Raw genomic sequence first — 11,696 nt, 5'->3', positions numbered from 1 at the left:
CCGGAGGGCTTCCTGCTCAGGGGATCGGAGACAGCATTAACGAATCAAGGGGAGGCGACAATGAAACAGAGGAATATTCGGTGGATTCTGCTTGGCTTACTGATGAACCTGATGCTTTCGGGGTGTGTCGTGAACGAGAGCTATAAAACGGGCCGGGAAATGGAAAATCAGAAACGCTGGGATGATGCCGTCATCTTCTACAAGAAGGCTGTCGATGAAGATCCGGGAAATTCGACATACAGGGATTCCCTGGCAGCCGCGAAAAGGGAAGCGGCAAAGCTTCATTATGAGAAGGCAAAGCAATTATTTGAAACAATCACGGATGAAAATCTGATTTCACTTGAAAGTGTTTTAACGGAAGCTGCGGCTGCCGGTGGTCTGGATGACCTGAATCCGGCTGTTGCTGCTTTTCACATTCAGATCAGGGACAAAATTGCATCTCTTCAGAACACCGTCAAAATTCTGTACAGTCAGGCGGAGCTCGATATGCAGAAGGAAGCATGGGGTGACGTTGTCGCAAAATTAAAAAAAGTGAACAGGATATTTCCTAATTACGAAGATACGACAGCACGTCTGGCCAGAGCGGAGCAGGAATCGGCAAAGCAACTCTATCAGCAGGGGCTATCCTTGAGCAAGCAGGATGAGTGGAAGCTGGCTGCCCAGGCCTTTAAGTCCGTAATCGAGCTTGTCCCGAATTACTATGACGTCGCCAAACTGCATCAGGAGGCGATATCAAGGGACAGCTTTGATTATTTCAACAGTGAGGCGGAAAAGGCGATACACAGGCAGAACTGGGCACGGGCAGTTTTTCTTTTTGAAAAGGCTCTGGAATATCAGCCTGAAAATGCAGATGTTCAGAAAAAAAGAGATTCTTTGAAAACCAGGGTCGGCCAGATTTATTTTGACGATGCCCTGAAACTGCTTAATCAGGGAAAGCTGTATCCGGCAATGAAAAAAGCGGAAGGCGCTAAAAATAATTCCCCGGCACTTCTTGATGATCCGCTGTTTAATGAACTTCAAAAAAACTTATGCGGGCGGATGATGGAACGGGGGGATAAATATCTTGAGCGGGATATGTGGGGCAACGCCCTGGTCTGGTATCAGAAGGTGGAAAGTGTAAATCCCAGCCACCCGGAATTGTTCCAGAAATTACTTGATGTTAAAGATCATATCAACAAACGGATAAAGAAATCGATCGCCGTGTTCGATTTCGGTTCTCCAGCCAATGATCGTGATGCGGGCAAGATAGCCGCCAATAAATTGATTGCCTACCTGCACAGGAATGCCAGTGGCGATCTTCGCATTATTGAACGGGAGAATCTCCAATCCATATTGAGAGAAATGCAGCTTGGGCAGACGGGGATCGTGGATATGAAATCGGCTCAGAATGTCGGTAAAATGAGGGGTATAGATACCTTTATCATGGGTGACGTTCTCCATTACATGGCAAAAACCGTCGATACGCCCAGCGTCAGCCAGGTTAAGGTTCTCGTGGATGAAGAGGATGTACGGAATCCGGAATTTTCCGATTGGTTGCTGATGCATCCCAATCCCACAATGGAAGCATTGAAGACGGCGCCCCCCAGAACAACCAAAAAGAAAAACTATCAGTTTATTTCATACCGCCAGGGCAGCGCGAAAGTAACCGCCCTGATTGAAATATCCTACAAGCTGGTTGATACCCTGACAGGGGAAAACATTTTCAGCAACACGATCGCGGGAAAAAAGATAAAGGAAGACAAATATCAGGATGCTGTTCCCGCTGGCAATATCCGCCATGACCCTCTGGATCTGGCGACGGAACCGGAGGTGATGGACGAACTGACCAGTGAAAAGATTTCCGAAATGGGTCAGAGTGTTCTCAAGCATTACCAGAGTCTGGAGATTGAATATTTCAGGCAGGCACAGCAGCAGCAACAGAAGCGACGGAATTATGATCTGGCCATTGAACGGTATGTCGATACGGTTTTCGATGAAAAGCTCAAGGGAATTTCGACGCCGATTACGGCTAAATCCATCGAGAGCATCGATCAATTGATCAAGGATAAATGATCCTGACGGAACAACAGAGGTATTCAGTCGCATAAATTCAATCGGAGACGGAAAGGAATGAAAAAACGCTGCTTGTGGTTTTACCTGGGGGTTATGTTGCTGATTTCGGTTATGTTTCCTGTGGAGAGTCGGGGAGGAGAAATTCAGCAGACGAAGGTGGCGGTATTCAACTTTGGTACGATGAATCTGGAAGCCTCCGGTTACGGTACAACGATAACCAACATGCTGATGAACGCCCTGAAGGAAGATCCCTCTCTTGAGCTGCTTGATCGCAAGGAGCTCGAAGCCTTTTTAAGCCTCAACGATCTCCAGCAGGACGAAAACCTGGAGAATGTGATCCATATCGGTTCCCGTCTGGGAATCAATATGATTGTTGTGGGCAATGCAGGGAAAAAGGGTTCGATTATTTTCATCAACTGCAAGGTCATTCATATAAATCACAGGAAAGTGATCTTCAGCAGGCAGATCAAATCTTTCGGCGATGCAGGGTTGATGGGTGAGGTCAGGGATCTCAGCCGCTTTATCGCCAGGGCCATGTCCGAGTATGGTGTGAAGCCCGTGGAGGATGAAAAAATTGCTTTTCAAGGGCCGGTAAATTTTTATAAACGTTCCGGCAGTGGACGGGTTTCTCTTACCTGGGAAAATCCGCCGGGGAGTTCGGTGAGCGGATATGAGGTGTTTCGCGGCACATCGGCGGCAGGACCCTTTGTCCTGATGGGTCGGGTGAGCAACCCCGAGTATGTGGATTCATCCGTTTCAAGAAATTCTTTATATTATTATAAGATCCGCGCCCTCAACAGTAAGGGCCTGAGAAGTGAATTTTCTCCGGTTATTTCCGCGGAAACGGCGCCCACGCCCAATCCGCCGGTCATTCTGAGAGCGGAAGGTCACATCAGGAGCATTCAACTGACCTGGTCTCCCAGTCCGATTCCCAGTGATGATCCCATGAAGATGAAAGGATACAAGCTTTACCGGGCGAAAGTCGAGAAGGGGCCTTTTCAGGAAATAGCGAATATCCTGGGTAAGGATCTGGGAATCGGCATTGCTTCATCGACTCCTCTCGACAGGTTGTTCAAGGTTTCCTACACCGACCGGAATCTGGCTGATGGCGAAGACTATTATTACCGCGTGACTGCTTATAATGAGAAAAACCTGGAAAGTGAGATGTCTTTTCCGATCAGGGGCAACACCGTTCCGGTGGTCAGCACCTGTGCTGCCCAGGGAGATATGGTCCGTGAGATCAGGATATCCTGTGAGCCCATAAATTCTCCCTTCATTAAAGGATACTATGTTTATCGCCGTGCACCGGATCATGCGGAGTTTGCCAAAATAAAAAAAATTGAGAAGTCACCCCTGGGTTCAGGGAGAATTCAGTATACGGATACAGAAGGTCTTTCTGATGGTACGAAGTATTATTACCATGTAACGGCATATGAAGAACCCGATCTGGAAACCTCGCCATCCTTTGAATTATCCGCGGTTACAAAAGGTAAACCGTCGGCACCGACAGGGTTTTCCGCTAAAAGCGGACTGGTCGGAAAAGTGGAATTATCCTGGGCACAGAGTTTTGAAAATGACGTTGAAGGCTACAACCTTTATTATTCCGACCGTAAAGACGGGGAATATGTTCTTCTGAAAAAAATAGTGGGGCGAAACAGCAACCACCATGTGGATGACATCCGGGGCTTTGGCAAGCTGGATGACAATCAAACGTTGTACTACCGGTTGACCTCCTTTAATAAGGTGAACATTGAAAGTTATCCGGCCGCGACAGTGTCCGCTACAACGAAAAAAAGACCATCGAGGCCGCAGGCTCTTCAGGGAAAATCTCAGAGAGTGAGGGAAGTTCCCCTTTCGTGGGTTCCAAACCCGGAATCGGATATTGCGGCTTATCTCCTTTATCGTTCGACAACGACGCGGGACAGTGATTTTGTAAAAATCGCAGGGGTTAATGCAGGTACCGACTATCTCGATAAGGATTTGAAAGACGGCGTGACTTATTATTACCGTCTGCAGGTTGAGGACAAGGATGGTTTGATCAGCGATCTGTCTGAGACAGCAACAGTTCAGACCCGGTCCAGACCCGCGGCTCCCCTGGAAATCAGGGGAAATTATGCAGACGGAACCGCTGAGTTGCAGTGGGAAGGATCAAAATCTTTCGATGTGGTTCAATTTGTTGTTTATGAAAAACGTCTGTTCGGAGGAAATAATAAACTGGGTTCCCTGAAGGAAAGCACTTTCAGGGATGAAACCCTTCCCCCGGGTAAAAGCCGGTCCTACGTTGTGACCGCGGTGGACAAGTATGGTCTGGAAAGTGAGCCCAGCGCCGTGATTACGATTACGGGCAGATAAGAGATCAAAAGAAATTCTTCATCGCACTCCTGACTCATGGGAAAATATCGTCATCGTCGTGGCCATTTCAAATCAGGTGAGGGAAGGCAGCCTTTCCGGAACAGAGAATCGAAACGGAGGTGTATTTATGAGTCATAACCGGATATGTCGCGGAAGGACATCATCGAAGTTGAAAAGATGGTTCATGTCAGGCAGAATATTGCTGATTGCCGGCAGTATGGTGCTATTGCAGGGGTTGGTTTGTTCCCTCTGTGTTGCCGGTGAATCGGGGAGATATGCGGTCGTTGCTGGAATCGGCGAAGACAATGCCTATCTCGTTGATACCGCGACGGGATTTGTCTGGTACCTCACGCACAGGACGATGGCGATCGGACGGGAGCCCATCGCAATTCCATACAAGTTCATTCAGATGCCGCCTAAAAATCAGCAGGGATTTCTTGTCGAAAAGGTTCCCCACAAAGGCAATCCAAAAGAGTCGGAAGATGTAAAATAACTGTCGGCGCCGGGACGTTCTCCGATTTTCCTGATTATCGGACAACGTCAGACTCCAGGCCTTTTTGATCTGCAACTGAAGAAAGAAGGAATGCGTTTATGATCCATCCTGTTCCGAATTGCGGATTTTCCAGGTCCTATGTCATTTCCGGACTCGATGGCCTGATGGTTGTGGATATTGGAAGTATCGGCGCTGCCAGGGACATTGAACAGTTCATTGCCGGGCAGCCGGACATGGCCATGAAGGATGTCCGGTTTATTACGGCTACGCATTTTCATATCGACCATATCGGCGGAATGGGATCATTCCTGGAAAAATGTCCGCTTTCAACCAGAATTCTCTATTCTCCATTCATTCGGGAGTATGTCCAGGGCAGAAGAAAACTTTCGCTTATCCGGCACTGGTTTTCCGGTTTTCTTCCCGCCACGTTCTGGTGCACCCGCTATGTGAGGAGATTTGACCATCTGCGTTTTGACAGTCTGTCGGGTATTCCCCTTCCAGGGTTGAGAAACTGCATTCACCTGCCCTTTCCGGAAAGCCGGGTCGGGTATTTCGAACTCAATACCCCTCGATCTCCTGATGCCAGAGAGGAGAATAAAGGATTCCTCCAAACGTGCGCGGCCGGTTTTGGTGCATGGCAGGTTATCGAGACGCCTGGACATACGGAGGATTCCATTTCCTTTTATCACCCGTCCACGGGAGAACTGATCTGCGGCGATCTGGTCGTCAACCCCTTTAAGGAAGGCAGGGGAAGGCTGAACGGTTTCTGCTGGAGTAGGAAAATCATATGCAACACATATCGGGAACTGGTCGGGATGATTTCCCCGAAGATTATTTATCCCGGACATGGCGAAGTGATCACGCACGACCATAACGCCCTGTCCGCGGTTGAAGTTTTCAACCCATTATAAAAATTCCATCGGAGGCTGGTTTTATGTCGAGAAAATGCTCTGGAGTATGGGTCATGGCATTTCTTTTATCTGTCCTTATAATTCTTCAGGGGTGTCTCGCAGCGACCAAAAATACGGTGATTTCACCGCAGATAAGGCAACTCTTCCAGGGGACCTATGTCGTGGATCCTTACATGGAAAAGCACACGCCCCGCACGGTTGCCGTACTTCCCTTCCGCAATTCTTCAAACAGTCAGGCGGGTTCAAATGAAGTAAGGAAGGGCTTTTATAATCATTTCAGCTCCCTGCCGTTCAAAGACATGGAACTTCATCGTGTCGACGATCTGCTGCTGAAGGCCGGACTGACGGACCCCGGGGTTATTCGGAACACATCTCCCGTAAAGCTGGGGGAAATCTTGGGAGTCGATGCGGTGGTATTTGGAGAGATATCCAATTTCGACAGACTCTTTGCCCTTGTCTACTCTCAGGTTTCCGTCGGCGCTGAAATTCGGATGTATGATGCGAAAACCGGTCATTTCCTCTGGAGTGGAAAACACGTGACGCGAATACACGAAGGCGGTGTATCTACAACACCGGTCGGTCTGATTGCAACCGTTGTTGCCACGTCCATGAATATCCGGGACATTCAGCTGCTTCGCGCCTGCGACGATCTTTTCCGGGAGATGGTCAAAACCCTTCCCGTACCTCATCTTGCCGAAGCTCTCCGTCCACCGGGCATCACCCTGCTGACTCAGGATACTCAGGGAAAGCCTAAAAAGGCCGGGGAAGAGATACGGGTGGTCATTCAAGGGACACCGAAAATGCGGGCCTCCTTTGACATCGGGGATTTTCGGAAGCATGTGGACATGCGGGAAATCGAACCCGGCGGTTATCTCGGCATATATAAAGTTGTTCCCGGCGATAACCTTTCCCGGGCCACCATTGTCGGGACGCTTCGCGACGATTCCGGGAATGCGGTTCAGTGGGTTGATGCTGTCGGGACCGTCACCCTGGATACAAAGCCGCCGGAAAAGATTGCCGAAGCCAGGGCGGTAGGAAGAAACCGGACGATCCTGCTCAACTGGACCAAAGGGGAAGCAACCGATCTGGCAGGCTACAAAGTATATCGGAGCAAGACCCCTCTGACCGGCTATGAAGAAATCGCGAAAACGGAAGTGACGCAGTGGCGTGATGAGGGGCTGGAGAATTTACAGCCATATTATTATCGGATTACCGCTTTTGACGAGGCCGGAAATGAGAGTGAGGCGACGGATGCTTTGGAGGGAGTGGCTGTCGCTCCGGGACCGACCCCGGTATCGGGCCGGATAGAGACCGATACCGTCTGGTATTCCGGCGCCAGTCCCTATGTGCTCGAAAAGGATGTGACAGTGGCGGACAAGGCCCGACTGGTGATTGAACCGGGAACGGAGGTCCGTTCCCGTGAAGGGGCGTTAATCATCGAAGGCCGGATCGAGGTCCAGGGCGACCGGGAGCACATTGTGAATTTCGACGTGGTGGAAGGTAAGAAAACATGGCCTGGTCTCCGGTTTGTCAATGTCCGGGATAAGGAAAATCCGTTGCGGTTTTGCCGCATCCGGGGAGCGGAAACTGCCGTTGCCTGCCTGTCTTCATCACCACGGATCGAGACCTGCGAACTACTGGAAAACGGAGTCGCCCTGCACATTGACGGGGCTTTTTCCAAACCCCGGGTGGTCGACAATATCATTTCCAGAAATCGGGAAGCTGCCATTCTCATCGTCAATGGAGCACAACCTCTTCTCGAGGGCAACAGGATCCAGGATAACGAGCGTGAGGGCGTTCGAATTCAGAGTTCGGCGCCAGTGATCCGGCATAATCTGGTAACCCGGAACCGGGGTACGGGCATTTTGGTAAACACAAGTCAAGCGGCGATCCGGGAAAATAATCTGTTCGATAACACCCCCCTGGATATGGCGGCAGACAGCGTGGGGGAACCGGCCGATGGCCTGCTGAACTGGTGGGGAACCGTCAGGGGCGCGGAACTCTTTTCAAGAATAAGCGGAAGGATTTCGGTGGGGTCTGTTTTGAGTGCTCCCTGGCCTCAGGGAAAGCCGATTCCCCTGAATATTCCGGCATCGGATCTGGGAGGATCGATCAGCAGGGACGCGTTTCTGATTCCGGCAAACAGCCCCTATCAGGTGAAGCGGGACGTGGTAATCGACGGCGGCGCGATCCTGCATATCGAACCGGGGGTGGAAATCCGTTACGATCCCCATACCTCGATCATCGTGGAAGACGGCGCCGTCGAGGCCCTCGGGACGAGCGACCGCCCCGTTCTCTTCACAGCCTCCGGGCAATCACCGACGCCCGGCTCGTATTCCACAGCGATCCACTTGGCCAAACCGACGAAGGCAAACAGCATTTTCCGCTATTGTGTGTTTAAATACGCGGACATCGCCCTGGACATATCCTTCGGATCACCGGAAATCTCCTGGTGTCATATCACAAAGAACGCCCAGAACGGCGTTTTCTGCCGGAACGACGTGGCGCCCAGGATATCTTACAGCACTTTTGAGGAAAACACCGGCGAAGGCGCCATCAAGTGTGTCGGCATGTCCCGTCCGAAGATCAACTTCAACAATTTTCTGAGGAATGAGATCACGGACATTCAAGCCTTCTCAAGCATTCGGATCGACGCCTCACGGAACTGGTGGGGGAGTTCCGCTCCCGATGACTCCGGCATCTTCAGGCAGAATGAAGATGGCATTTCCATCAAGCCCTGGCTGAAAGCCCCTCAGGCCGATGCCTTTGCCGGAAGGAAGGATGAGAGAGATCTTCGGCGACCCTGATTTCCTCATTGAAACGGGTGTGTATTTTTGGTAGTTTCGCACTCATTGAGAAGAGAAGCTCGAAATACGGATGACAGCGGGTGCGTTGAATTTCAGTTCAAGTTCATGTTCATAAGGAGGCAGCTATGCAGTGGAAGCGATGGATTTCTGTTGGCGTGGTGTCAGCCGCACTGATTTTCTTTTCAGGCGTCGTAATGGCTCAGGATGAAAAAGTCGGACTGTCCGAATGGGTGCAGATCGTTCAGACCATGGGGGACAGGGGAAAAATCAACTGGTCCGCCGGTTATATAGAGGCCGTCGGCATTGGTGCGCCGCCGGACCGGTATGTCGGCAGACCCAATGCCCGCCCTCTGGCCTTGAGGGCAGCCAGACTGGATGCTCAACGCAATCTGCTGGAAATCACCAGGGGCGTGCAGGTCAGTTCCGAAACCACCATCAGGGACTTCGTTGCCGAAAGTGACGTGATCAAATCCCAGGTAGAAGGTCTGGTGAAAGGGGCCATTGTGGTAAATCAGGAGTATCTGTCAGATGGAACCGTGGAAGTGACATTGAGAATGCCGCTTCAGGGCGAATTTTCCAGGGTGGTTATCCCCAGAATTCTGGAGAAAAAGAAAATCGAACCCGTCCCGGAGGCGCCATCCGCAGAAGCGCCCGCTTCTCCCCCCGTGCCTCAGATGACTGCACCGCAGCCTCCGCCGGAAGATACCCCCGCGCCGCAGGGTGCAATTCCGGCTCCCGTTGCTTTTACCGGATTGGTGATCGATGCCCGTGGACTTCAGGCTCGACCGGCCATGTCACCAAAAATTGTCGATGAAAACGGCGGTGAGGTCTATGGTTCCATGATGGTAGAACGGGAGTTCGCCATTCAGCAGGGGATGACCGGTTATGCCAGAGATCTGACCGCCGCCCAGAGCAACCCCCGGGTGACAAGCAATCCCCTGAGCGTCAAAGGGTTGAAGACGGATGGCGCGGGGGCCGCCAATATCATAATCAGCAGTGATGACGCGCGGATGATCCGGGCGGCAAAGGATAATTTATCATTCCTGAAGAAATGCCGTGTGATGATCGTTCTGGATTGAGATAGACAGTCTTAACAGGCTTTCATTCCGGATATTCAGGAGCACAAAAAAATATGCCTGAGGCCGCGGTCGTCCGTCAAGAAGGGATGGCCGCGGCCTCTTTTTCCCTGATAAATTGGAGGTAAGCCGTTGAATCGCAGAATCGTCCTTCTTCCTGAAACACTGACTCACAGGATTGCCGCCGGCGAGGTTGTGGAGAGACCGGCGTCCATCGTCAAGGAACTCCTGGAAAATGCCCTGGATTCCGGGGCGACGGATATCAATGTCGAGTTGGAAAGAGGCGGCTGCGGACTGATCCGGGTTGCCGACAACGGCAGCGGAATATTCGCCCAGGATGTGACCCTTGCCTTTGCCCGTCATGCCACGAGCAAAATAGCCGAGTTCGATGATCTTTACCGGGTGAGATCCTTCGGGTTCCGGGGAGAAGCCCTGGCAAGCATCGCCTCCATCTCCCGGACTGAACTCGTTACCCGTACCGCCGACGATCTTGCAGGAATGCGGATTGTAGTCGAAGGGGGGAATATCTGCGAAAAGACGGAAGCCGGCTGTCCGATAGGAACCTCAATTACTGTCAGCCGGATTTTTGATTCTGTTCCGGTGCGCAAGAAATTTCTCAAGGCGGAGGCAACGGAACGGGCTTACTGCCTGGATGTCATTACGCGCCTGTCCCTGGCGAATCCGGAAGTAAGAATCCGTGTATTTTCCAAAGGGAGAGAACTGTGCCATTATCCGGCAACATCCAGGCTTTCCGAGCGGGTCGCCCTCGTTCTCGGAAATGCCGATGCCGACCGCTTGCAGCCCATTGAAGGGGAAACCGACCGGGTCCGGGTTACTGGCTTTGCCTCCCGCCCTGACTTTACCTGCGCAACGACGAGACAGATCTATACATTTGTCAACCGGCGGCATGTCAGGGATCATCTCCTGAATCATGCCGTGATGACAGCTTATCGGCGAGTTATCGAGCCTCGAAGATACCCGGCGGTGGTTCTCTATGTTGATCTGGACCCGGCCGATGTGGACGTCAATGTCCATCCTGCGAAGCTGGAGGTGCGTTTCCGGCAGCCCCGGACCGTTTATGAAGCCGTTGTTGAGGCTCTGTCCGGCATGCTTCGCGGCATGGGTCAATCCGCTTTGAGTTTGACGCGCTACGGACCGGCTGGAACTGCGGAAATCGGCCATATTCCGCAAGAGGATTACGAATCCCGGATTTCCGAGGCCCTGAGACGATATTCCCTGGCATCGGGAAGCCGGAAAATGATGTATGGAACGGGAACAGAAGCCAATCCGGTAAATAAAAAACATTTCCTCGCTGAACGGATCAGGGGAGAGGAGATCCATGCCCGGGAGTCCCTCCTGCTTTCACCCGCTCCGGCGCTGCCTCAGAATTCTTTTCATCCGGTTTTCGCCGACCTCGTCTATCTCGGTTCCCTGTGGGACAGTTATTTGATTTTTTCTGTGGCAGACGGAATGCTTCTGATCGATCAACACGCGGCGCATGAACGGATACTCTTTGAAAAGATTAAAAAGGCGGCGGAAAGAAACAAAACAGCCGTTCAGGTGCTCCTTATTCCTGAGATCCTGAATCTGTCCAGGCCGGATTTTGAACGATTCGGCGACGTGGTTCCGCTTCTGGAGCAGGTCGGCATCGAAGCGGAACCTTTTGGCGGGGAGGAAATCATCATCAAGGCCCTGCCGACTCTGCTGGCCCATCTTGATCCGGGAGTTCTCGTGAAGGATCTGATCGCGGAATGTGCCGATCGCGGGGGGGGCCTTTCTCTTCAGGAGAAGGGCGAAAAGATATATGCCTATCTGGCCTGCCGGGGAGCGGTCAAGGCAGGGCAAAAACTGATCCGGGAGGAAGTAGCTCAATTGTGCCGTGATCTGGATGCCACGCCTTTTGCCGCGACCTGTCCTCACGGAAGGCCCGTTTATGTGCTGTATCCTCTCAAAGACATTGAACGGATGTTCCGGCGCAGATAGAGTTCCTTGCGCTCCACCGCAA

7 protein-coding genes are annotated in these 11,696 nt (G+C 51.7%); all 7 read left to right on the top strand.

What is annotated here, in order from left to right:
- Nucleotides 1-60 precede the first annotated feature (60 nt).
- Complete coding sequence (locus SYN_RS09325) at nt 61-2,052, top strand: CsgG/HfaB family protein (RefSeq protein WP_011417852.1); 1,992 nt, start codon at nt 61-63, stop codon at nt 2,050-2,052.
- A 57-nt stretch (nt 2,053-2,109) separates the two neighbouring features.
- Complete coding sequence (locus tag SYN_RS09320) at nt 2,110-4,404, top strand: fibronectin type III domain-containing protein (protein WP_011417851.1); 2,295 nt, start codon at nt 2,110-2,112, stop codon at nt 4,402-4,404.
- A gap of 184 nt (nt 4,405-4,588) precedes the next feature.
- Nucleotides 4,589-4,897, top strand: coding sequence for a hypothetical protein (locus SYN_RS09315; RefSeq protein ID WP_041584941.1), 309 nt, complete (start codon nt 4,589-4,591; stop codon nt 4,895-4,897).
- 98 nt (nt 4,898-4,995) lie between these two features.
- Nucleotides 4,996-5,808 (top strand): MBL fold metallo-hydrolase, encoded by an 813-nt coding sequence (locus SYN_RS09310; RefSeq protein WP_011417849.1) that lies wholly within the window; start codon nt 4,996-4,998, stop codon nt 5,806-5,808.
- A gap of 53 nt (nt 5,809-5,861) precedes the next feature.
- The gene (locus SYN_RS09305; RefSeq protein ID WP_041584940.1) at nt 5,862-8,615 is read left to right on the top strand and encodes a GNA1162 family protein; all 2,754 of its coding nucleotides are present in this window, start codon (nt 5,862-5,864) and stop codon (nt 8,613-8,615) included.
- A 125-nt stretch (nt 8,616-8,740) separates the two neighbouring features.
- Nucleotides 8,741-9,694 carry a hypothetical protein gene (locus SYN_RS09300; RefSeq protein WP_011417847.1) on the top strand — a complete coding sequence of 318 codons (954 nt, stop codon included), beginning with the start codon at nt 8,741-8,743 and terminating at the stop codon, nt 9,692-9,694.
- Nucleotides 9,695-9,823: 129 nt separating this feature from the next.
- Nucleotides 9,824-11,674, top strand: coding sequence for a DNA mismatch repair endonuclease MutL (gene mutL / locus SYN_RS09295; protein WP_011417846.1), 1,851 nt, complete (start codon nt 9,824-9,826; stop codon nt 11,672-11,674).
- The last annotated feature ends 22 nt before the right edge of the window (nt 11,675-11,696 follow it).

This window comes from Syntrophus aciditrophicus SB, assembly GCF_000013405.1.
Lineage (GTDB): Bacteria > Desulfobacterota > Syntrophia > Syntrophales > Syntrophaceae > Syntrophus > Syntrophus aciditrophicus.
This window is presented reverse-complemented; position numbering and strand designations above follow the sequence as displayed.